General features: G+C 67.0%; 21 protein-coding genes and 1 tRNA gene. 12 read left to right on the forward strand and 10 right to left on the reverse strand.

Annotation, left to right across the window (positions count from 1 at the left end):
- The 3 genes from ABD327_RS20360 to ABD327_RS20375 all read right to left on the reverse strand — a co-directional run.
- The coding region (locus ABD327_RS20360) for a hypothetical protein (protein ID WP_344452126.1) at positions 1-1,334 on the reverse strand (1,334 nt) is incomplete at its 3' end.
- Positions 1,335-1,940: 606 nt separating this feature from the next.
- Positions 1,941-2,129 carry a DUF397 domain-containing protein gene (locus ABD327_RS20370; protein ID WP_344452127.1) on the reverse strand — a complete coding sequence of 63 codons (189 nt, stop codon included), beginning with the start codon at positions 2,127-2,129 and terminating at the stop codon, positions 1,941-1,943.
- Complete coding sequence (locus ABD327_RS20375; protein ID WP_344452128.1) at positions 2,126-2,938, reverse strand: Scr1 family TA system antitoxin-like transcriptional regulator; 813 nt, start codon at positions 2,936-2,938, stop codon at positions 2,126-2,128. Before ABD327_RS20375 ends, ABD327_RS20370 begins: the two co-directional genes overlap by 4 nt.
- 233 nt (positions 2,939-3,171) lie before the next feature.
- Here ABD327_RS20375 and ABD327_RS20380 point away from each other — a divergent pair, with 233 nt between their 5' ends.
- Positions 3,172-3,537, forward strand: coding sequence for a hypothetical protein (locus ABD327_RS20380; RefSeq protein ID WP_344452129.1), 366 nt, complete (start codon positions 3,172-3,174; stop codon positions 3,535-3,537).
- A 375-nt stretch (positions 3,538-3,912) separates the two neighbouring features.
- Here the strand turns inward: ABD327_RS20380 and ABD327_RS20385 are convergent.
- The 4 genes from ABD327_RS20385 to thyA all read right to left on the reverse strand — a co-directional run bounded on the left by ABD327_RS20385 (position 3,913) and on the right by thyA (position 5,848).
- A tRNA-Gly gene (locus ABD327_RS20385) sits at positions 3,913-3,983 on the reverse strand.
- A 58-nt stretch (positions 3,984-4,041) separates the two neighbouring features.
- A complete protein-coding gene (locus ABD327_RS20390) occupies positions 4,042-4,476 on the reverse strand; it encodes an HIT domain-containing protein (RefSeq protein ID WP_344452130.1) in 435 nt (144 codons plus the stop codon).
- Positions 4,473-4,949 (reverse strand): dihydrofolate reductase, encoded by a 477-nt coding sequence (locus ABD327_RS20395; RefSeq protein WP_344452131.1) that lies wholly within the window; start codon positions 4,947-4,949, stop codon positions 4,473-4,475. The genes ABD327_RS20390 and ABD327_RS20395 overlap by 4 nt, the downstream gene beginning before the upstream one ends.
- Positions 4,946-5,848 (reverse strand): thymidylate synthase, encoded by a 903-nt coding sequence (gene thyA / locus ABD327_RS20400; RefSeq protein ID WP_344452132.1) that lies wholly within the window; start codon positions 5,846-5,848, stop codon positions 4,946-4,948. Before thyA ends, ABD327_RS20395 begins: the two co-directional genes overlap by 4 nt.
- 155 nt (positions 5,849-6,003) lie before the next feature.
- Between thyA and ABD327_RS20405 the strand changes: the two genes are divergently transcribed.
- The 3 genes from ABD327_RS20405 to ABD327_RS20415 are packed head-to-tail and all read left to right on the forward strand — an operon-like array spanning position 6,004 to position 8,102.
- Entirely contained in the window at positions 6,004-6,567 is a 564-nt protein-coding gene (locus ABD327_RS20405; RefSeq protein WP_344452133.1) for an adenylyltransferase/cytidyltransferase family protein, read from the forward strand.
- On the forward strand, positions 6,564-7,406 hold the full coding sequence (locus tag ABD327_RS20410; RefSeq protein ID WP_344452134.1) for a deoxycytidylate deaminase: 843 nt from the start codon (positions 6,564-6,566) through the stop codon (positions 7,404-7,406). The genes ABD327_RS20405 and ABD327_RS20410 overlap by 4 nt, the downstream gene beginning before the upstream one ends.
- 51 nt (positions 7,407-7,457) lie before the next feature.
- Positions 7,458-8,102: a hypothetical protein gene (locus tag ABD327_RS20415; protein ID WP_344452135.1), complete on the forward strand. Its 645-nt coding sequence runs from the start codon at positions 7,458-7,460 to the stop codon at positions 8,100-8,102.
- An 8-nt stretch (positions 8,103-8,110) separates the two neighbouring features.
- Here the strand turns inward: ABD327_RS20415 and ABD327_RS20420 are convergent, their stop codons facing one another.
- Positions 8,111-10,246, reverse strand: a complete 2,136-nt coding sequence (locus tag ABD327_RS20420; RefSeq protein WP_344452136.1) for a (Fe-S)-binding protein — start codon at positions 10,244-10,246, stop codon at positions 8,111-8,113.
- A 274-nt stretch (positions 10,247-10,520) separates the two neighbouring features.
- Here ABD327_RS20420 and ABD327_RS20425 point away from each other — a divergent pair, with 274 nt between their 5' ends.
- The 3 genes from ABD327_RS20425 to ABD327_RS20435 all read left to right on the forward strand — a co-directional run bounded on the left by ABD327_RS20425 (position 10,521) and on the right by ABD327_RS20435 (position 12,756).
- Positions 10,521-11,210: a hypothetical protein gene (locus ABD327_RS20425; RefSeq protein WP_344452137.1), complete on the forward strand. Its 690-nt coding sequence runs from the start codon at positions 10,521-10,523 to the stop codon at positions 11,208-11,210.
- 13 nt (positions 11,211-11,223) lie between these two features.
- Positions 11,224-11,943, forward strand: a complete 720-nt coding sequence (locus tag ABD327_RS20430; protein ID WP_344452138.1) for a hypothetical protein — start codon at positions 11,224-11,226, stop codon at positions 11,941-11,943.
- An 87-nt stretch (positions 11,944-12,030) separates the two neighbouring features.
- On the forward strand, positions 12,031-12,756 hold the full coding sequence (locus tag ABD327_RS20435; protein ID WP_344452139.1) for a hypothetical protein: 726 nt from the start codon (positions 12,031-12,033) through the stop codon (positions 12,754-12,756).
- A 75-nt stretch (positions 12,757-12,831) separates the two neighbouring features.
- Here ABD327_RS20435 and ABD327_RS20440 read toward each other — a convergent pair whose 3' ends face one another.
- The gene (locus tag ABD327_RS20440; RefSeq protein ID WP_344452140.1) at positions 12,832-13,977 is read right to left on the reverse strand and encodes a CU044_5270 family protein; all 1,146 of its coding nucleotides are present in this window, start codon (positions 13,975-13,977) and stop codon (positions 12,832-12,834) included.
- A complete protein-coding gene (locus ABD327_RS20445) occupies positions 13,974-14,498 on the reverse strand; it encodes an RNA polymerase sigma factor (RefSeq protein ID WP_344452141.1) in 525 nt (174 codons plus the stop codon). Before ABD327_RS20445 ends, ABD327_RS20440 begins: the two co-directional genes overlap by 4 nt.
- Positions 14,499-14,757: 259 nt before the next feature.
- Between ABD327_RS20445 and dnaK the strand changes: the two genes are divergently transcribed.
- From dnaK to clpB, 5 genes are all read left to right on the forward strand, one after another.
- Complete coding sequence (gene dnaK, locus ABD327_RS20450) at positions 14,758-16,596, forward strand: molecular chaperone DnaK (RefSeq protein ID WP_344452142.1); 1,839 nt, start codon at positions 14,758-14,760, stop codon at positions 16,594-16,596.
- Positions 16,593-17,177 (forward strand): nucleotide exchange factor GrpE, encoded by a 585-nt coding sequence (gene grpE / locus ABD327_RS20455; RefSeq protein ID WP_344452143.1) that lies wholly within the window; start codon positions 16,593-16,595, stop codon positions 17,175-17,177. Before dnaK ends, grpE begins: the two co-directional genes overlap by 4 nt.
- Positions 17,178-17,253: 76 nt before the next feature.
- Complete coding sequence (gene dnaJ / locus ABD327_RS20460; protein ID WP_344452144.1) at positions 17,254-18,426, forward strand: molecular chaperone DnaJ; 1,173 nt, start codon at positions 17,254-17,256, stop codon at positions 18,424-18,426.
- Positions 18,426-18,857 (forward strand): heat shock protein transcriptional repressor HspR, encoded by a 432-nt coding sequence (locus ABD327_RS20465; RefSeq protein WP_344452145.1) that lies wholly within the window; start codon positions 18,426-18,428, stop codon positions 18,855-18,857. Before dnaJ ends, ABD327_RS20465 begins: the two co-directional genes overlap by 1 nt.
- A 2-nt stretch (positions 18,858-18,859) precedes the next feature.
- Complete coding sequence (gene clpB / locus ABD327_RS20470) at positions 18,860-21,454, forward strand: ATP-dependent chaperone ClpB (protein ID WP_344452240.1); 2,595 nt, start codon at positions 18,860-18,862, stop codon at positions 21,452-21,454.
- Positions 21,455-21,465 lie beyond the last annotated feature (11 nt).

A 21,465-nucleotide genomic window follows, 5' to 3' on the forward strand; every position in this document is an offset into this window, starting at 1 on the left:
TCGAAAACAAGATACAAGTCTCCAGCAAGGGAGAAGAAGTCTCTCTTCCATCCGGCAAGCACCCAATGTTCCCGAAAATATCTAGATAGAGTTTCGTTCCAATGCTCGTTTCCGGTGATGGGAAGTATTCTTTCAAAGGAACGAACATGCAGAGCTAGAGCTTGTGCGGCCTCAGCTTGCCGTTTAGCCGCGTTATGCCAGCGGATTTCCGTGAGGGCTTCTCTGGCCATAGGGTTGCCTTCGGCGAGAGAATCAAAGAAACGGGTGTCGGAATCCTGAATTGCAAGGTCAGCGTCTCTACTCATGGCTCTAAGTCGCTGATCTTCCGAAGCGTCTGTAAAGAACTTAAAACTCCATCCCCCGGCCTCCCGACCAGTGATTGCACGATGCCAGATCGCATGACCATTCATCATCTGCCATGATGTCCCACCTTTACTGAAGGTCGCTGCTTCGACCATCCCCAGGACCAGGTCTCTGGCCCATCTCTCAGGCGACTTACCATGCGCGCGAAAATTTCTTTTTCCGGTTGCACGCTTACCCGAAAGCTCTACTCGTGCGAGCACAAATTTAACATCAGCGCGAATTGAATTGACAAGATCCTCAAATTGAGAACTAATCTCATCGGGGAACTCAAAACCTTCGGTGGCTACGTTTAGGGTTCGGCTTGAAATTTCTGGCCATAGGCGATGCGAAAAGAACTGAACCTGACCGATCCGAAGGAAGCCTGATTCAATATCTGCTTCAGTGAAAACAAGCCAAGCAAATTCGGCGCCGTCATCTTGAGGGGAAAGAAAGATCCTTTGACACTTCTCTAGCCCTTCCTCATCGAGGGTAGTGATTATCTGGCGCTTCCTCCATTGCCAGTCGTGCCCAATTGCACCCTCTATCTCTTTAAGTTGAAGTGAGTGATTCAGAAGGACTTCTTCTTCTTTCCCTCTTTTTGCTGCGCTTATGAGATCATTCCAGGCAGCGGCCGAACACTCTTTGGTTCGCAACTGTTCGCGAAGGATTCTCGCAGCGCCCTTTAGACGAGCTGCACCGCTTCCGCTTTCAAGCAGATCGTGAAGATTTTTTAGCTCTTTCTGAAATTCTTGAAGTGCTGGGCTAATCTCTCTTTTAAGTGAGGGTCCAATCCTGGATAGGGACTCTTGGGCATCATTCTTGAGCGATCGTCGATCGTGCGGCTGAGGAGGGGCGTGTCCCGACTGAACTGCGCCACTCACAGCGATAACCTCGTCTAGCGCAGCAATTGGTCGCAACCAGAATGGCAACTCTTCTGGCTCAACTTCAAGCAACTGAGCAACGAGCGCCGGATAACCTGACCTACTTGTCATTAGATTAATTCTAATCATGGATCTTGTCCCACATTTTCGCCATCACCAATTAGAAGTGAATTATTTACTTATAGAACCTTATGGGGATTTGCTTGATGCTAGTTATGTCAGATATCGCGCTTATACCCTCATCCCGAGGTTAGGGTAGCAAGTTCGAGTTTGTGGCGCCCGCGTTTTTCCTAGGCACGCATGACAACAACCCTTTGTCATCTGTACTAGGACCAACCAGACTGAAGAAAGTTGCCTAGCCATACGAGAAGATCCGGTCCGGCCGGGCTGGGACCGGCCCGGAGAGGCCGCACGCCCGGCTCGGGCGGACCGGTCCCGGCCGCGAAGCGGGCGGGCTTGAACCCGTAAGGAAAGTTCTCATCGGGAGCGCTGCGGCCTCTTGTCGTGTCCCGGGAGACGCTTGACGGGTGCTTGTTCGGCTTAGCTGCCACGACCGCTCTTTGAGCAGGGATGTCGCGTCAGAGCGTGCACGCGTGGATGAAACGGTATCGGGCTGAGGGTCTGGCCCATCGGTCCAGGCGGCCGGTCTCCTCGCCGAACCGGATGCGACTCGGATCGAGGCGGTGACGTGTGGTCCGAATTGGACGGGCGGGCAGGTCAGAGGCCGTAGGAGCTGGTTTTCACGGTGCGGGTGAAGGTGCGCCATTGGGCTGGAGTGAGGAACAGGGGTGGGGTGGTCGGGTGCTTGGAGTCTCGGATGGCTATGGAGGGGCCCAGGCGGGTGAGTTCTACGCAGGAGCGGTCGTCGCCTGCGCCTGAGTGGGAGGACTTGCGCCAGGTGGTCAAGGGGACTCCAGGAGGGTGTGGAGGAGGGTTTTGGTGGCTGCTCGGGGGAGGGCGTCGGCGCCTATGTGGTCGAAGGCGATGGCGCAGGTGCGGACGCCGGAGGCTTCAGTGACCAGGCGGCCGCCTATGGCGGCGTCGGTGTAGGCGATGTCGCCGGAGGCGGTCGTCAGGATCTCGAAGGGGCCGTTGAGTCCGACGTGCAGGCCGCTCGACAGGGGGACGATCCTGATGATCGTGTTCGGGTGGTCGGTGGCGTCCAAGAGCTTGGAGAGCTGGCCTTGGGCGAAGGGCCTGGCCTTCAGACGTAGCAGGGCGTTCTCGTCTATCAGGACGGAGACGTGGGGCGGGTCGTCGCTCGTCAGGATCTGCTGGCGTCTCAGACGTGCGGCCACTTGCTCGTCCACCTGTGTCGATCGGCCTGCGGTGAGTACAGCGCGGGCGTACTCCTCTGTTTGGAGGAGTCCTGGAATCCACGATACTTCGTGAATTCTGATCACTGAGGCGTGTGCTTCGTAGCGTAGGTATTCGACGAACCAGTCCGGGTTGTGGGCTGTGGTCGCGTAGAAGTAGATGCGTTCGAGCAGGCCGCCGGTCTCCCAGGCATCGTCCAGTCTGCGGCAGGCTTCTTCACTCGGCTTGTGGCGGGCGGCTTCCCAGTTCTGGACAGTCTTGCGGGAGGTGGGGATGTGACAGGCCGCGTCGGCCAGGGATTTTCCCCGGCTCGTGCGCTGGAAGCGCAGCTCGTAGGCCAACCAGGCCCACATGCCGGCCTTCGGATCCACTGACTGTGGGGCGCTGGTCGTCGGCACTTCGGCTCCTCCAACTGTCTTGACTGTCCCGCGAGACAACCAAGGGTAATCGCATGGTGTCAGTCTGTTCCCGGAATCGGTGTCGTTTCGAGGGGGCGGAAGTGTCGAGAGGCGAGGTTCGGCTTGAGGGCGGGCGTTCAGGGACGCAAGACACGCGAGACGGTCTGGCCTATTGGTCGCGGGAGAAGGAGTTCCTCGCCGAGCTGGCACAGGTGAGGGTGGGGAGGACATGGGTGCGGGAGGTGTTTCCGCCCATGTGCTCGTTGCGGGACGACTGCGTGACGGTGCTGTCGGAGTTGCTCGCGAACTGCGCCGAGCATGGCGGTGGCGGGCGGGTGAGCGTGCTCGTGACGCATGTGTGGGGACGGGTGACGGGGATGCTGGTGCACCATGCGGCGCCCGCTGCTCGGGTATGGATTCCTGAGCTGGGAGTGGACGAGGTCGGGGACATCGAGCAGCTGGAGGAGTCGGGCCGCGGGCTGGTCGTGGTGGCCGAACTCTGCGGCGGAGAAGTGGAGATCGCCCAGAAGGCCGATCGCACGGTGACGCGGTGGCGGCTTCACGGCAGCTGTGCCTGTGAAGAGGCTGAGGGGTATTGAGGCAGAGCAGACCGAGGGCGGCATCGCGCCGACGGGCCGAAGGCGGAGCGTACGAGCCGCCAGGCTCGGAGCACCGCCGAAACATCCCGGCGTTCCTGCACGGAGCATGACTGGGCGTTCTCGGGCGGTGCAGAAGAGAGCGCTTGGCTGGCGGGGAGCGGGAGGGGCGAAGCCCCTCGCCCGGGGTCTGGGGCAGAGCCCCAGAGAGCACAGTCCTGAGCGTAGCGAGGGGCCATGCCTGGGGAGCGGCAGGCAGGAGGTAGCTGATCCTCCGTCGGCTAATTGCACGTTAACGGCACGACGCTAGATCAACAGCCCCAGAAACGACCAGGCCCAACTCGGGATCATGCTCCTGAGCTGGGCCTTCGCTATGAGAGCGGATGACGGGAATCGAACCCGCGCTATCAGCTTGGGAAGCTGATGTTCTACCATTGAACTACATCCGCGTGAGTCTCCTGGGAGACGTCTGCGTGCCATATTAGCGGAAGCTCCGGGTGGGTTGGGTCAGGAGCTCATGCGGAATCTGACGCGATGGGCGTCAGGGGCTGGATCCCCCACAAGCAAGTGGGCGTGGAGGTGGCGGATGGTGCCGCCGGTGTGGCGGCAGTCGCCGTTGCGGACGCCCAGGCCGTAGTAGGTCAGGTCGTAGGTCGAGCGGGTCCAGCGTAGGGCTGTGAAGAACTCCAGCTGGGCGGGTTCGCTCAGGTCCGCCATGTCGTCCACGTGTTCGTGCGGGAGCAGGAGCAGGTGGAGGTCTGTGCCCTTGTAGGGGTAGGCGTTGGGGGTGATCGTCCAGTGGGTGCCGGACCACAGGATGCGCTGGTCGCCTTCCTTGCGGAAGGAGTCGGGGCAGAAGAGGCAGATGCCGGCGGCTTCCAGGCGCTGCATTTCGGCGAGCTGCTCGGGGGTGCGGTGGTTGTCGAAGCAGTAGAGGGTCATCGGGCGTATTCGATGAAGGAGTGGGTGGGGAAGTCCTGGCGGGACTTCTCGGTGAAGCCGTCCAGCCAGCCTTCGGGCATCGAGGTGTCGCCTTCGACCTCTCGGTGGATGCGGGTCAGGTGGACCCTGGTGACCTCGGGGAGGGTCTGCTCGTAGATCGAGGCGCCGCCGCAGATGAAGATCTCGTCCCCTTGGGCTCGGGCGGCCGAAAGGGCCTCCGGGACGGACGCCGTAGAGACGACGTCCTCGTGCTCGTCCAGGGGGCGGGTGGTGATCACGATGGACCTGCGGCCGGGCAGGGGGCGGCCCAGGCGGGCGATGATCGAGTCGTGGGTGAGGCGGCCCATCACCACGACGTTGCCCATCGTGAGGTTCTTGAAGTGGCGCAGGTCCTCGGGGAGGTGCCAGGGGAGGGAGCCGTCCTTGCCGATGACGTCGTTGGACGCGGCGGCGACGATCAGGGAGACGGTCATGACGACACCGGGATCCGGGGCAGGGACGGGTGGGGGTCGTAGTCCGACAGGTCGAAGTGCTCGGCGCGGAAGTCGTGGATGTCCGTCACGGCCAGGCCCGCGGAGTTGAGGTGGACGGTCGGCAGCGGGCGGGGGGCGCGGCCGAGGAGGGTCTCGACGGCGTCGAGCTGGTCCTCGTAGATGTGGGCGTCGGAGATCGTGTGGTAGTACGTCGACGCCTCGAAGCCGGTCAGGTGTTCCAGCATCAGGAGCAGGGCGGCGTACTGCACCATGTTGGACGGGACGCCGATGGGGAGGTCGCCGGAGCGCTGGAACATGTGCAGGTGGAGCCTGCCGTCCAGGACGCGGACGTGGACCCAGCCGTGGCAGGGGGCGATGGTGGCCTTCGGGGTCTTGCCCTCCCCTCGGACCAGGTACTGGGGGATCCACGGGGAGACGAAGTGCGTGCGGTCTCCGGGGAGTTCACGGAGCTGCTCGACCAGGTGCCGGAACTGGTCGAAGCCCTCCGCCGGCTGCTCCAGCGACGGGAAGTGGTGGAACGCGCCGCCGTACGAGCCGGGGCCCAGTTCGCCGGGGGCCAGGCCGCGCTTGGACGTCTTGGCGTCCGTCGCCCAGGCGTCCCACCAGTCGCAGCCGAACTCGGCGAGTTCCTTCAGGGTCGTGGCGCCGTTGATGAAGGCGCACAGTTCGCCGATGGGCTTGCGCCAGAACGAGCCGAGGCTGCGTTCGGTGATCAGCGGGAAGCCTTCGGCCAGGTCGAAGCGCATCGTCTGCTGCATGAGGGTGATCGCGGCGGGGCCCTGCCGGGTCGGGACGCGGATGCCATCGTCGCGTACCCGCCGGAGCATGTCCTGGTACTGCCCGTCGGGAGTCCGCTCCGCGTAGGGCGAGTAGCGCATGCCGAGACCTTTCCGAAGCCGATGAGACCGCTGATCAGTGGGTCGAGAAACCCCAGGACAGGAGGGTAGCGCCACCCCTGCCCGTTCCAAGAACGGGCACAGGACCACCGCGCTAGCATGGAGTGTTCGTTTCGGGTTACGTGAGGGGATCGGGAGTGACCAGGAGCACGGAGAAGAAGCGCCCCCTGGTCAGTCGTGACTTCTTCGACGACGCCTCGAACTTCGAGCTCCGCTACGTCCAGGACTACGAGCGCATCAGCGAGATCGTCGACGCCCTCCGCGCGGTCGACAACCGCATCGTCCTGACGAACGGCTCCTTCGACATCCTCCACGAGGGTCACTCCATGTATCTGGAGGCGTGCCGGGGCTTCGGCGACTTCCTGATCGTCGGCGTCGACAGCGACGACAAGATCCGCGCCCGCAAGGGTCCGCACCGGCCGGCCGTCCCGGAGATGGAGCGGCTGCGCATGGTCACCCACCAGCGGGGGGTGGGGCTGGTGACGCTCAAGCACCTCGACCACGAGAAGTGGGCGCTGATCAAGGCGGTCCGGCCCGATGTGCTGATCGCGACGGCCGAGACGTACTCCCCCGAGCAGATCGCCGAGCTGGAGGCGAAGTACTGCGGCGAGGTCCGGGTCCTGGAGCGGATGGCGACGATCAGCACGTCGGCCCGCCTCCGCCGCATCCAGCTCGGGCTGGCCGAGAACGCCGAGCGATGAGCGGGAGCGGCAAGCAGCTCGTCCTCTACCTCCCCGTCCTGCACGCCGGTTACGAGCGACTCCTGGAACGCCACGGGGACGCCGAGGTCCTCCTTCTCGGCAAGGGCTTCCACGAGCTGTTCCCGGCTCTGCGCAAGGACATCCGGGCGCTGGATCCGGAGCGGGCCGCCGCCTACCTGGGCGGCCCTCCGCGGGTCGGGGTCGTCGAGCCCGAGGACCTTCCCGGCGCGCTGGCGGACGACCTCGTCATGCCCGACGAGGAGATCATGCGGGAGCTGGCCGCGAAGTACGGCCTCACCCCCCGGTTCGAGCGCACGTTCCTCCGCTGGGACCGTCCCTGGAGCCTGGCCGAGGCGCCCGTCGACGCCGCCATGAGGATCACGAAGGACGAGCTCGACAAGCACTTCATCCGGGAGGCCCGGGCTCAGGCGGAACGCAGCTCCGACTGGTGGCGCCAGGTGGGAGCCGTGGCGGTGAGGGACGGAAAGATCCTCGCCGAGGCCTACAACCACCATCACCCGTCGGAGTACTCCCCCTACGTCGACGGCGATCCGAGGAACGAGTTCCGCCGCGGGCTGCGCGCCGACCTCTCCACCGCGATCCACGCGGAGGCCGCGGTGGTCGCCGAGGCGGCCCGTGAGGGCTTCTCGCTGAGGGGCGCGGACCTCTACGTCACGACGTTCCCCTGCCCCGCCTGCGCCCGTCTGGTCGCCGAGACGGGCTTCCGCCGCCTCTACTTCACCGGCACCTATTCCGTGCTGGACGGGGAGGGCATTCTCAAAGCAGCCCAGGTAGAGCCGATCTGGGTCGATCCAGGCGACCAAACCGAGAGAGAATAACAACTCGGTAACGACGTCGTCGTACTGAAAGTATTCAACGTCGTACTCACCGTGTACGTAAGGAAGGGCCTGGCGCGGCGGATACGGCGAGGGCCGACCCTGCTGCTGCCGGAGGTGCCCGAACGCCTCCTGGAGACGGTGCGTCTGTTCGCTCCGGAGGCCCGGCAGGAGAATGGGACGGTCACGGCGGGCCCCGCCGTGCTCCGGGGCCCGTTCGAGGTGACGCCCTGGACGGCCAGGCGGGCGAAGGTCCCCGAAGGCTGGCCCGTCGCCTATGTCGGCGAGGGCTCGGCCAACCTCGTGGCGGGGCTCGCCAGGCGGCTCGGCGGGCTGTGGTTCCAGAACGGCGGCCCCGCCCCGTCCCGCGACGAGGAGGACCAGACGGTCACCGTCTACCTCCCCCGCAGGCCCGACCCCGACCGGCTGACGAGCCTCGTGGGGGACGCCACGCACACCGACGCCCCCGGCACCGACCTCTACAGCGGCGGTCTCGTCTCCCTGCTCGTGCGAAGGGTCCACGAGCACCACGTCACGTGCGACCTGCACTCCCCGGACCCCTACCGCCTGGGCAGCACCGCCCTGGCCATAGCCCGCGAGTTCGGCGGCATCGTCCTGGACCGCGACGGCTACCGCATCACCGCCCCGGAAGACCTGAGGCCCGTCCCCAGGCAGTGGGGACGGGCCTCAGAACGGTGAAGCGAGGGTCACTCGGCGGCGACGGCCGGGACCTCAGCCTTGATCGACTTGATCAGCAGCTGGGCCACGTCCACGACCTCCAGGGACTCCTTGGCCTCGCCGGAGCTCTTCTTCTCGTTGATGGCGTCGCCGAGCATCACGAGGCAGAAGGGGCAGGCGGTGGACACGGTGTCCGGGTTGGTCTCCAGGGCCTCGTCGACGCGCTCGGTGTTGATGCGCTTGCCGATGCGCTCCTCCATCCACATGCGCGCGCCGCCGGCGCCGCAGCAGAAGCCCTTGTCCTTGCAGCGGTGCATCTCCTGCGTCTTGACGCCGGGGACCTTCGCCATGATGTCGCGCGGCTGCTTGTAGACCTTGTTGTGGCGGCCGAGGAAGCAGGGGTCGTGGTAGGTGATGTTCTCCTCGATGGGAGTCACCGGCACGAGCTTGCCGTTGTCGACCAGGTCCGCGAGCAGCTGGGTGTGGTGGACGACGTCGTAGTTGCCGCCGACCTGCGGGTACTCGTTGGCGAGGGTGTTGAAGCAGTGCGGGCAGGTCGCGACGATCTTCTTGACGCCCGCGTCGTTCAGGGTCTCGACGTTCTGCTGGGCCATGCCCTGGAACAGGTACTCCATGCCCAGACGACGCGCCGGGTCACCGGTGCAGGCCTCCATCGGGCCGAGCACCGCGAACTTGACGCCCGCGATGTGCAGGAGCTCCGCGACGGCCTTGGTGGTCTTCTTGGCCCGGTCCTCCAGGGCGCCGGCGCAGCCGACCCAGAACAGGTACTCGGCGTCCTCGGGCAGCTTGTCCTCGACCACGGTGACTTCGAAGTCCAGCTCCTCGATCCACTCGAGGCGCTTCATCTCGCCCATGCCCCACGGGTTGCCCTTGTTCTCGAGGTTGCGCAGCATGACGCCGGCCTCGGACGGGAAGGACGACTCGATCATGGCCTGGTAGCGGCGCATGTCGAGGATGTGGTCGATGTGCTCGATGTCGACGGGGCACTGCTCGACGCAGGCGCCGCAGTTGGTGCAGGACCACAGGACGTCGGGGTGGATGACGCCGTCCTCGGCGACGAGCGGCTTGTCGACCTCCATGGCGAGCTTCTGCTCGTCGGTGAAGGCGTTCTGCTGCTCCTCGGTGGCCATGAAGTACGGGGCCTTGTGGAAGGCGTGGTCGCGCAGCTCCATGATGAGCAGCTTGGGCGACAGCGGCTTGCCGGTGTTCCAGGCGGGGCACTGCGACTGGCAGCGGCCGCACTCGGTGCAGGTCGCGAAGTCGAGGAAGCCCTTCCAGGTGAAGTCCTCGATCTTGCCGCGGCCGAAGAGGTCCTCGTCGGGGTCGGCCTCTTCGAAGTCGAGGCTGGTGCCGTCGGACTTGAGGACCGGCTGCACGGCGCCCAGGCCGTTCGGACGGCGCTTGAACATGACGTTCAGCGGCGCGAGGAAGATGTGCAGGTGCTTGGAGTTCACCACGATGACGAGGAACACCAGCGCCACGCCGATGTGCAGCAGCAGGCCGATCGAGGCGAGGATCTCCAGCGTGTCGTAGGACAGGCCCTCGAAGAGCTTGCCGGTGGCGTAGGAGCCGAACGCGGCCTTGCCGAAACCGAGGTGGTCCATCGCGGACAGCACGCCCCGGTAGAAGAACATCGTCCAGATCACGTTGAAGATCATGAACAGGATCAGCCACGCGCCGCCGGTGTGCGAGCCCTTGAACCGGGACGCGCGGTCGAGCTTGGCCGGAGCGTTCTTGATCCGGATGGCGCTGAAGACGACCAGGCCCAGGAAGCACATGATGGCGATGAAGTCCTGGACGAACCCGATCGGACCCCAGGTGTGCAGGAACGGGATGTGCGCGTCGAGGCCGAACAGCAGGCCGACGCCGGCCTCGATGTACACCGTGGCCAGCAGGAAGAACGCCCACATGACGAAGAAGTGGGCGAGACCGGGGATGGTCCACTTGAGCAGCTTGCGCTGCCCCAGGACCTCGGTCACCTGGTCTTCGACGTCAGCCTTGGGGTCACGCTTGACGCTGGCGACCCGATCCGGAGCGGGCTGCCCGCTCTTGAACAAGTTCCAGAGGAAGAACACTCTCTTCCCTGCGAGGAACAGGGCCACCGCTATGCCGGCGAGCCCGATTATCAACGTGAGCCAGAACATCTGTTCCGTCCTCCTGAGGTACGGCCATCGGCTGAAGCGTAGGGCTCGCTACAGACTGTCATTACACGGGGGTCCCCGATTGTACCGGCGAGTAACTTACTAGGCCAAGCCGCAGGGCCCGCAAGTTAACGGAGTAATCAGGGCTAGAGGTACCCCACGTTTCCCGTTCGTGACACAACAGATCTTGGAATGTCTGTTTTGTGAGGTTAGTCTCACCGACATCACGAGGCGGGCGCGGCCTCTCCCGTTCCACCCACCCCCCAAGGAGCAAGTCATGCGCCGTGTCATCACGACCGGACTCGCAACTCTGGCTCTGACCTTCGGTTTCGCCGCCGCACCGGCCGGCGCGGCGAACCCCTACACCCCGTCCGAAGAGGACTTCGCGGACTGCCCGCCCCGACCGGCGAACGCCTCGGAGTGGAAGTGCTTCGTCATGACGGCACTCGACGGGCAGTTCCGGCTCAAGAACATGAAGGTGCGGATCAACCACGCCGTACGCCTCACCGTCGCGCAGGGCAAGGTCGACGGACAGAGCGTCGCGAAGGCGGGCTCGATCCGCGGCGAGGCGATGCCGTTCGTCCTCGGCGTGCTGGGCACCCCGCTGGAGGTCCCCGACCCCACCGGCTGGAAGATCGACATCGAGGCCACCGGCCAGGCCTCCCCCGGCATCCTCTTCCCGTCCAAGATCGGGCTGAAGGCGCGCATCATCGGCGACGGCCTCGGCGACAACTGCTGGATCGGCTCGAACGCCGCCCCCGTCGTCGTCGCCCCCCGGATCCAGTGGAGCATCCCCTCGATCGAGGGCGGCCTGCTGATGGTCAAGGCCAAGGTCTACGACGACGTCTTCGCCATCGACTGGGCGACCGGCTGCGAGAGCCCGCTCGTCAACACCCTGATCGGTGCGGCCAACGCCACCAGCAACCACTTCGACGCCACCTGGGCGATCCGTCACAAGACCTTCTAAGGGGCTCGTCCAGATGAGATTCCGTCGTACCGCCGTCGTTCTCGGCGCCGCCGCGCTCGCCCTCGGCCTGACCGCCACCCCGGCCAGTGCCGAGCAGTCCTACGTCCCCACCGAAAGCGACTTCGCCGACTGCCCGCCCAAGCCCGCGGGCGCCGCGAAGTGGACGTGCTACGTCTCCACCGCGCTGGAGGGCGGCTTCACCCTCGGCAGCAGGAAGTACATCCGCATCCTGATCGACAAGCCGATGCGGATCACCTCCGCCGAAGGCGAGCTCGCCGACGGCACCAAGGTCACCGCGTTCGGCGGCGTCCGCCAGCCGCAGAACTTCAAGGTCGTGTCGGTCGTCCCCGGCACCGACGTCATCCTCTCCACCATGCCGGAGTTCGAGGGCAGGTTCATCGGCGTGGGGCTGAACGGCAACGAGCCCGACGAGTTCAAGGTGCGGTTCCAGCTGTGGAGCCCCGGCGGGCTGCTCGGCTCCAACTGCACGATCGGCACGGACGCCGACCCGATCGTGTTCAAGCCGAAGATCGGCGTCTCGCTGCCGTGGCTGTTCTGGCTGACCCCGATGGCCAAGGTGTGGGCGGACGAGAAGAACTTCGCGCTGCCCGCCTCCGCGGGCTGCAACTCCTACCCGCTGCTGGGCCACCCGGACGACCTGCTGGGCCTGCCCTCGGCGGCCGGGAACAACTCGGCGAACTTCGTGTGGGCGGTCCGGCACAAGACGTTCTGATCGTTATCAGAGGGATCTTCATATTTCAGTAAGTATGAAGTTACTCTCCTTTCACACCCCACCCCGCAGTACCAGGAGTCCCCCCTGATGAAGCACCTTGCGCGCCGGATCTCGGTCGGCACCGCGGCGGTCCTCGCCACCCTCGGCCTGGCCTCCGCGCCCGCCTCCGCGGAGAACGCCTACGTCCCGTCCGAAGCCGACTTCGCCGCCTGCCCCGCCAAGCCGGCGGGCGCCACCTCGTGGACCTGCTACTCGGCCACCGTCCTCGACGGCACGATCGACATCGGCGCCGTCCGGGTCAAGGTCGACTCCCCGGTCCGGCTCGTCACCGCGCAGGGCAAGCTCGCCGACGGCACCGCCGTCGCCCGGCTCGGCGCCCTCGACGGCGGGGAGCTGACCGTCCAGACCCCGCTGCCCGGCACCCCGCTGTACATCCAGGACCTCACCGGCACCAAGGTGAAGATCGAGGCCACCGGGCAGGTCTCCCCCGGCACCACGATGCCGCGGGAGTTCGGGGTGAAGTTCCGCTTCACCCATCCCCTGATCTCCAGCAACTGCTGGGTGGGCACCAACAGCAACCCGATCATGCTCAAGCCGGTGGTCGGCCTCGCCCTGCCCGAGCTGCGCAACAACCTGCTCATGCTCAAGGTGTGGACGACCGACAACACCTTCGCGCTGCCCAAGGCGTCCGGCTGCGGCCTGATCCCCGGCGGCCTGATCGACCTGGCCGTCAACGACCGCTTCAACCTGCCGAACAACGCCGGCGACAACAAGGCGAGCTGGAACTGGGTGGTCCGCCACAAGACCCTCTAGTACCGCTCTCCCCCAAGACGAACGGGCCCGGCCGCCTTCCCCCCCGAGAGGCGCCGGGCCCGTTCCCTATTAACGTTATGGCCTCTCGTCGGCCCATCCGGACGAGGTAATCGTCACAGAGTTCCAGATGGTTCCCGCGGGCAGGTCCTTCTGATAGCCGCCCGGTTCGACGACGACTCCGTCGGTCTGGAGGGCGCGGCCGGTCGCCTGGTCGAACAGGAGGCGGTTGAGGAGGACGGCTCCGTTCGCCTTCTCCTTCATCGTCACGGCGGTGCCCGATCGGCCGTCGAAGTCGGTGACGTTCGCCACCACCTGGACGGTCTTGAGGTCCGCCAGCATCCGGAACGCCGCACCACGGACCTTCGGGGTGACCGGCATGTCGGCGATCAAGCCGGTGGCGACGCGGTAGAGCCAGGCGTCGGACGTCATGGGCACGCTGGACGATTCGGTGTCATGGCCCTTGTAGGAGCGCAGAAGCCACGCCTTGAGCCGCTTCGGGTCGTCCGGAAGGCTCAGCAGATCTTGCATGGTGACGTTCTCACCGAGCCAGAAGACCTTGTCTCCGTCCACCAGACGGTTGCTTTCGGTGCTCTCCTTCCCCGGTTCCCGGGTGATCTCGTAGGAGGCCCGGCCGGGAGCGCCGACCGCAGCGGGCTTCGGGGCCGCCACGGCGACCTTGGACGGTGAACCCGCCTGCCTCCACGCCGCCTCGTCTTCCGGTGTGGGGAACTCGAATCCGAGCCGCTGTGAACTGCCGCCCTGCTCTCCGCCGGGCGCGTACGGCGTCCAAGCCTTCGACTTGCTGATCTCGTAGACGGCGTACGAGGGATCCCCCTGCACCCGCGACATGTGACGCTGAACGGTCTCCGAGGTCCACCAGTCAGCGGTCTTCTCCTGCTGTGCCTCGGCCTGGGAGGCGGCGGACAGCAGGACCGTGCGTGCGTCCAGGACGACGGCCGCGGACGGGGAGGCCGCCGCGGGCGCGACCGGAGGGGAAGGCGTGCCTCCAGGCAGACCGGCGATCGCCACCGCCGCCGCCGTCGCGGCACCCGCCAGGCCCAGCCCCCACATGGGCCTGGCGTTCCGGAGCGGCGACGTCTTCCGGCGGGGCTGCCGGGGCTGCGCGAAGGCGTGGTTCAGCTCGCGGGCCCGGGTGGCGGCGTCCACGGGGGCGTCCAGGTGCGCGGGCCGGGCCGCGCGCAGTTCTTCCATCTCGTTCATGACCACTCCTGACTCGGGACCCGGATCCGGGGGGATGACGTCCGCTGGGGTTCTTCGAGTGCCTGCGTGAGGCGTCTGCGCGCGCGGTGCAGCCGGACCCGGAACGCGGCCTGGCCGCAGCCGACCACCCGGGCGGCCTCCTTCACCGTCAGGTCCTGCCAGGCGACGAGCAGGAGCAGCTCCCGGTCGTCCTCCGAGAGGACCGCCAGGGCCCGGAGCACCTCCAGGCGTTCGGTCACCTGCTCGGCGTGGTCGCCTTCGGTCCAGGCCCGCAGTTCGGCCTGCAGGGAGTCCCGGCGGGCCTGCGCCCGGAAGTTCTCCCGCAGCACGTTGCGCGCCACCCCGATGAGCCAGGGCAGCGGGCTGGACGGCACGTCGTCCAGGCGCCGCCAGGCGATCGCGAAGGTCTCGCTGACCACCTCGTCTGCGATCTGCCGGCCCGCCCTGCTGACCGCGTAGGCCCACACCCGCTGCCGACACTCGTCGTACATGTCGGTGAAGCGCTGATGATCGTCTTTCACACGCTTCCGCCCCTTCATTCGGACGTCTCTGACACCGGGTAGTGGCCGCCGGAGGCCTGGCGTTACATCCCATCTCATCTGGCCCGAAACTTCGGGAATCTCTGTGGCGGCTCACTCGTTCTGCCAACAGGACATCAAAAAAGTTGAGTCTGGTCGGCTCAAGTGATTTGACAAGAGATCCGCCCGGGGCGCTATCCTGGAGCCACGCAGATCTCTCAGGCCGGACCACAGACCTGACAAACGACGGAGGATTCTGACGATGGCACGTGCGGTCGGTATCGACCTCGGGACGACCAACTCGGTCGTCGCGATTCTGGAGGGCGGAGAGCCCACCGTGATCGCAAACGCGGAGGGGTCGCGGACCACGCCGTCCGTCGTCGCCTTCGCGAAGAACGGAGAGGTCCTCGTCGGTGAGGTGGCCAAGCGCCAGGCCGTCACCAACGTCGACCGGACCATCCGGTCGGTCAAGCGTGAGATCGGTACCGACTGGAAGGTCGGCATCGACGGCAAGGACTTCACCCCGCAGCAGATCAGCGCGTTCGTGCTGCAGAAGCTCAAGCGCGACGCCGAGGCCTACCTGGGCGAGACGGTCACCGACGCGGTGATCACCGTCCCGGCGTACTTCAGCGACCACCAGCGGCAGTCCACCAAGGAGGCCGGCCAGATCGCGGGACTGAACGTCCTGCGGATCATCAACGAGCCGACGTCCGCCGCGCTCGCCTACCACCTGGAGAAGGAGGGCGAGGCCACCATCCTCGTCTTCGACCTCGGTGGCGGCACCTTCGACGTCTCCCTCCTGGAGGTGGGCGACGGCGTGGTCGAGGTGAAGGCGACCTCCGGCGACAACCACCTGGGCGGCGACGACTGGGACAACAAGGTCGTCGACTGGCTCGTCACCAAGTTCAAGAACGCCCACGGCGTCGACCTGTCCAAGGACAAGATGGCCCTGCAGCGCCTCCGCGAGGCCGCTGAGAAGGCGAAGATCGAGCTGTCCTCCTCCGCGGAGACCACGATCAACCTGCCGTACATCACGGCGTCCGCCGAGGGCCCGCTGCACCTGGACGAGAAGCTGACCCGGGCGGAGTTCCAGAAGCTCACCGCCGACCTGCTCGAGCGCTGCAAGGCGCCGTTCCAGCGGGTGGTCCAGGACGCCGGCGTCAACGTCAAGGACATCGACCACGTGGTCCTGGTGGGCGGCTCGACCCGCATGCCCGCGGTGACCGAGCTGGTCAAGGACCTCGCGGGCAAGGAGCCCAACAAGGGCGTCAACCCGGACGAGGTCGTGGCCGTCGGCGCCGCGCTGCAGGCCGGCGTGCTCAAGGGCGAGGTCAAGGACGTCCTGCTGCTCGACGTGACCCCGCTGTCGCTGGGCATCGAGACCAAGGGCGGCATCTTCACCAAGATCATCGAGCGCAACACCACGATCCCGACCAAGCGCTCGGAGACCTTCACCACGGCCGACGACAACCAGCCGTCCGTGGAGATCCAGGTCTACCAGGGCGAGCGCGAGATCGCCGCGTACAACAAGAAGCTGGGCACCTTCCAGCTGACCGGCCTGCCGCCGGCGCCGCGCGGCGTCCCGCAGATCGAGGTCACCTTCGACATCGACGCCAACGGGATCGTGAACGTCTCGGCCAAGGACCTCGGCACCGGCAAGGAGCAGTCGATGGTCATCTCCGGCGGCTCCGCGCTGCCGAAGGACGACATCGAGCGCATGATGCGCGAGGCCGAGCAGTACGCCGAGGAGGACCGGCGGATCAAGGAGCAGGCCGAGATCCGCAACCAGGCGGAGACCGCGACCTACACCACCGAGAAGTTCCTCAAGGAGAACTCGGAGAAGCTGCCCGAGGACCTCACCAAGGAGGTCGAGGAGGCCATCGCGCAGGTCCGCAAGGACCTCGAGGGCACCGACACCGAGGCGATCAAGACCTCGAACGAGAAGCTCGCGCAGGTGTCGCAGAAGCTGGGCGCGGCCCTGTACGCCCAGCAGCAGGCCGAGGGCGGCGCGACCGCGCCGGGTGCGGAGCAGCAGGAGGCCCCGCAGGACGACGAGGTCGTGGACGCCGAGATCATCGATGACGACAAGGACGCCAAGTGACCGAATCTCAGGACGAACCGGTGATCCGCGACTCGCGGCGCATCGATCCTGAGACCGGTGAGCTGCGGACTCCTCCCGCTTCCGAGGTGGAGGAAGAGGAGTCCGCGGCCCTGGCCGGAGAAGTGGTCGATGAGACCGCCGAGCAGCCCGCGGACGGCAGGCTCGCCGAGCAGCTCGACGAGCGCACCGCGGATCTGAAGCGGCTGCAGGCCGAATACGTCAACTACCGCAAGCGGGTCGAACGCGACCGGGTGGCGGTGCGGGAGCAGGCCATCGGCGGCGTGCTCACCGACCTCCTGCCCATCCTCGACAGCCTCGACAAGGCGCGCGAGCACGACGAACTGGTCGGCGCGTTCAAGTCCGTGGGCGAGGCGCTGGAGACCACCCTCGGCAAGCTGGGCCTGGAGAGGTTCGGCGAGGTCGGGGAGCCGTTCGACCCGAACGTGCACGAGGCCCTGACCCACGTGCCGTCCCCGGACGTCACCGAGGACTCGATCCTCGAGGTCTACCAGCCGGGCTACCGGATCGGTGAGCGCGTGGTGCGGCCCGCCCGGGTCGTGGTCGCGGGCCCGCAGGACTGAACGAGAACCGAAACACCCGCTCCGGGGGCTTCACCGCCCCCGGAGCACACCGAAGTACTTTTCCGAAGGGGAGCCGGTGAGCACCAAGGACTACCTTGAGAAGGACTACTACAAGTCCCTCGGTGTCGCCAAGACAGCCAACCAGGACGAGATCAAGAAGTCCTACCGGAAGCTCGCCCGCAAGTACCACCCCGACGCCAACAAGGGCGACACCGAGGCCGAGGACCGCTTCAAGGAGATCTCCGAGGCCTACGACGTCCTCTCCGACGAGAAGCGCCGCAAGGAATACGACGACATCCGCGCCTACGGCGGCGCCTTCCGGGGCGGCGGCGGTCCCGGCGGGGCGCAGGGGTTCGACCTCAACGACCTGTTCGGCAACGCGGGAGCCGGCGGCGGAGCCGGAGCCGGCGGGCTCGGCGACATCTTCGGCGGGCTGTTCGGGCGGGGCGCCCGGGGCGGCGGCGCCACCACGACCGGCCGGCGGCCGCGCCGCGGCCAGGACGTCGAGTCCGAGGTGACGCTGACGTTCTCCGAAGCCCTCGAGGGCATCACGGTGCCGCTGCGGCTCTCCTCCGAGGCGCCCTGCCCGACCTGCCACGGCACCGGAGCCAAGGCCGGGACGCTCCCGAAGGTCTGCCCGCACTGCGAGGGCACCGGCCAGGAGACCCGCAACATGGGCGGTTTCGGCTTCGCCGAGCCGTGCAGCAGGTGCCACGGCCGCGGCATGGTCGTCGACGACCCGTGCGGCACGTGCCGGGGCAGCGGCCGCGCCATGAGCACCCGCACCATCCAGGCCAGGGTCCCGGCCGGCGTCAAGGACGGCCAGAGCATCCGGCTCAAGGGCAAGGGCGCCCCCGGCGAGAACGGCGGCCCCAACGGCGACCTCCTGGTCAAGCTGAAGGTCACCTCGCACCCGGTGTTCGGCCGGGAGGGCGACAACCTGACGGTCACCATCCCGGTGACCTTCCCCGAGGCGGCGCTCGGCGGCGAGATCCTCGTGCCGGTGCACGGGGGCCAGCCGGTGAAGCTCCGCATCCCCGAGGGCACCCCGAACGGCCGCACGTTCCGGGTCCGGGGCCGCGGCGCTCCCCGCCGCGACGGCACCAAGGGCGACCTCCTCGCCACCGTGGAGGTCCAGGTCCCGCAGAAGCTGACCGACGAGGAGCGTGAGGCGCTCCAGGGCTTCGCCCGGACCCATCGGGGCGAGGGGCTGCGGGACGACCTCGTGAGACAGGCCAAGGAGGGGTAGTGAACCTTCCTGACGACACTCCCGTCTACGTCATCTCGATCGCGGCGCAGCTGTCCGGACTCCACCCGCAGACGCTGCGCACCTACGACCGCATGGGGCTGGTGTCGCCCGGCCGCACCTCCGGCCGGGGCCGGCGCTACTCCATGCGCGACATCGTCATGCTCCGCGAGATCCAGCGGCTCTCCCAGGAGGAGGGCATCAACCTCGCGGGCATCCAGAAGATCCTCGGACTCCAGCGCGCCAACGAGGAGCTCCACACGGAGCTGAGCCGGCTGCGGCGGATGGTCGAGGAACTGGGCACCGAACTCGAATCCACCCGCGCGGTCGCGGCCCGGCTGGCCCAGCTGCGCGGGGACAACCGCGGCGGGGACCTCGTCCCCATCAGGCAGGCCGGCGTCGTCATCTGGCGGCAGCAGGAATCCGGGGGATGAACATGGACTACAAGCTGACGAACAAGAGCCAGGACGCGGTCTCGGTCGCCGTTCGCCGGGCGGCGACCGAGGGCAGCCCGCAGGTCGAGCCCGCGCACCTGCTCGCCGCCCTGCTGGCGCAGCAGGACGGCACCACGGTGCCCCTGCTGGAGGCGGTCGGGGCCGACCCGGCCGTGGTCCGCCGCCGCACCGAGGAACTGGTCGAGAAGCTGCCCAAGGCCAAGGGCTCGACGGTCGCCGCCCCGCAGAGCTCGCGCCCGCTGCTGGCCGCGCTGAACACCGCGGCCTCACGGGCCCGGCAGCTGCAGGACGAGTACGTCTCGACCGAGCACCTGCTGGTCGGTCTGGCCACCGACGGCGGCCAGGCCGCGACGCTCCTGAAGGAGCAGGGGGCCTCCCCGGAGGCGCTGCTCGACGCCTTCGAGAAGGTGCGCGGGCACGCCCGGGTGACGAGCGAGAACCCCGAGGACACCTACCAGTCGCTGGAGAAGTACGGCGTCGACCTCACCGAGAGCGCGCGGGAGGGCAAGCTGGACCCGGTCATCGGCCGCGACGCCGAGATCCGGCGGACGATCCAGGTGCTCTCGCGCCGCACCAAGAACAACCCGGTGCTGATCGGCGAGCCCGGCGTCGGCAAGACCGCCGTCGTCGAGGGGCTGGCGCAGCGGATCATCGCGGGGGACGTCCCGGAGTCGCTGCGCGACAAGCGGCTGATCTCGCTGGACCTGTCCGCGATGGTCGCCGGCGCGAAGTTCCGCGGCGAGTTCGAGGAGCGGCTCAAGGCCGTCCTGAACGAGATCAAGCAGTCCAACGGGCAGATCATCACCTTCATCGACGAGCTGCACACCATGGTCGGCGCGGGCGCGGCCGAGGGCGCCATGGACGCGGGCAACATGCTCAAGCCCATGTTGGCCCGCGGCGAGCTGCGCATGATCGGCGCGACGACGCTGGACGAGTACCGCGAGCGCATCGAGAAGGACCCGGCGCTGGAGCGCCGCTTCCAGCAGGTGCTGGTGGACGAGCCGTCCGTCGAGGACACCGTGGCGATCCTGCGCGGCCTGAAGGTGCGCTACGAGGCCCACCACCAGGTGCAGATCTCCGACTCGGCGCTGGTCGCGGCGGCGACGCTGTCCGACCGGTACATCACCTCCCGCTACCTGCCGGACAAGGCCATCGACCTCGTGGACGAGGCCGCGTCCCGGCTCCGGATGGAGATCGACTCCCGTCCGGTCGAGATCGACGCGCTGCAGCGGACGGTCGACCGGATGAAGATGGAGGAGCTGGCGCTCTCCAAGGAGTCCGACGAGGCGTCCCGGCAGCGGCTGGAGAAGTTGCGCGCCGACCTGGCCGACAAGCACGAGGAGCTGAACGCCCTCGTCGGCCGCTGGGAGCAGGAGAAGGCCGGCCTGAACCGCGTCGGCGAGCTGAAGAAGAAGCTCGACGACCTGCACGGGCAGGCCGAGCGCGCCCAGCGCGAAGGCGACTTCGAGACGTCCTCCCGGCTGCTGTACGGCGAGATCCCCATGCTGGAGAAGGAGATCAAGCAGGCGTCGGAGGCCGCGGAGTCCCGGGGCGCGATGGTCAAGGAAGAGGTCGGCCCGGACGACGTCGCGGACGTGGTGTCGGCCTGGACGGGCATCCCCGCCGGGCGGCTCATGCAGGGCGAGACGGCCAAGCTCCTCCACATGGAGGACCACATCGGCAAGCGGCTCATCGGGCAGAAGGCCGCCGTCATGGCGGTGTCCGACGCGGTGCGCCGCAGCCGGGCCGGGGTCGCCGACCCCGACCGTCCGACGGGTTCGTTCCTGTTCCTCGGTCCGACGGGCGTCGGCAAGACCGAGCTGGCCAAGGCCCTCGCGGACTTCCTCTTCGACGACGAGCGGGCGATGACCCGGATCGACATGTCGGAGTACTCCGAGAAGCACACCGTCTCCCGGCTGGTCGGCGCTCCTCCCGGTTACGTCGGGTACGAGGAGGGCGGTCAGCTCACCGAGGCGGTCCGGCGGCGCCCGTACGGCGTGGTCCTGCTCGACGAGGTCGAGAAGGCCCACCCGGAGGTCTTCGACCTGCTGCTGCAGGTGCTGGACGACGGCCGCCTCACCGACGGCCAGGGCCGCACGGTGGACTTCCGCAACACGATCCTGATCCTGACGTCGAACCTGGGCTCCCAGTTCCTGGTCGACCCGACGCTGTCGCAGGAGCAGAAGCGCGAAGCGGTCATGGCGATGGTGCGGTCCTCGTTCAAGCCGGAGTTCCTCAACCGCCTCGACGACGTCATCCTCTTCGACCCGCTGTCGCAGCTGGAGCTCGCCGAGATCGTGGACCTGCAGGTGGAGCGCCTGTCCAAGCGCCTGGCCGACCGCCAGCTCACCCTGACGGTGTCCCCGGCCGCCCGCGAGTGGCTCGCCGGGACCGGCTACGACCCGGTCTACGGTGCCCGCCCGCTGCGCCGCCTGGTCCAGACGGCCATCGGCGACCAGCTGGCCCGCGCGCTGCTGGACGGCAGCATCCGCGACGGCTCCGAGGTCGTCGTCGACCTGGACAAGGAGGCCGACAAGCTCACCGTCGGCTCGGCGGCCCTGTCCTTCACGAAATGATCCGCCAGAGG

Origin of the sequence: Actinocorallia aurantiaca (genome assembly GCF_039533685.1) — a bacterium.
Classification (GTDB): Bacteria; Actinomycetota; Actinomycetes; order Streptosporangiales; family Streptosporangiaceae; genus Actinocorallia; species Actinocorallia aurantiaca.

What these genes read in the sequence shown, in the direction of transcription:
- ABD327_RS20425 (WP_344452137.1), top strand. Translation starts at nt 10,521, where the DNA reads ATGCGCCGTGTCATCACGACCGGACTCGCAACTCTGGCTCTGACCTTC.
- ABD327_RS20430 (WP_344452138.1), top strand. Translation starts at nt 11,224, where the DNA reads ATGAGATTCCGTCGTACCGCCGTCGTTCTCGGCGCCGCCGCGCTCGCC.
- thyA (WP_344452132.1), bottom strand. Translation starts at nt 5,848, where the DNA reads ATGCGCTACTCGCCCTACGCGGAGCGGACTCCCGACGGGCAGTACCAG.
- ABD327_RS20420 (WP_344452136.1), bottom strand. Translation starts at nt 10,246, where the DNA reads ATGTTCTGGCTCACGTTGATAATCGGGCTCGCCGGCATAGCGGTGGCC.
- dnaK (WP_344452142.1), top strand. Translation starts at nt 14,758, where the DNA reads ATGGCACGTGCGGTCGGTATCGACCTCGGGACGACCAACTCGGTCGTC.
- ABD327_RS20440 (WP_344452140.1), bottom strand. Translation starts at nt 13,977, where the DNA reads ATGAACGAGATGGAAGAACTGCGCGCGGCCCGGCCCGCGCACCTGGAC.
- clpB (WP_344452240.1), top strand. Translation starts at nt 18,860, where the DNA reads ATGGACTACAAGCTGACGAACAAGAGCCAGGACGCGGTCTCGGTCGCC.
- ABD327_RS20395 (WP_344452131.1), bottom strand. Translation starts at nt 4,949, where the DNA reads ATGACCGTCTCCCTGATCGTCGCCGCCGCGTCCAACGACGTCATCGGC.
- ABD327_RS20390 (WP_344452130.1), bottom strand. Translation starts at nt 4,476, where the DNA reads ATGACCCTCTACTGCTTCGACAACCACCGCACCCCCGAGCAGCTCGCC.
- ABD327_RS20435 (WP_344452139.1), top strand. Translation starts at nt 12,031, where the DNA reads ATGAAGCACCTTGCGCGCCGGATCTCGGTCGGCACCGCGGCGGTCCTC.
- ABD327_RS20410 (WP_344452134.1), top strand. Translation starts at nt 6,564, where the DNA reads ATGAGCGGGAGCGGCAAGCAGCTCGTCCTCTACCTCCCCGTCCTGCAC.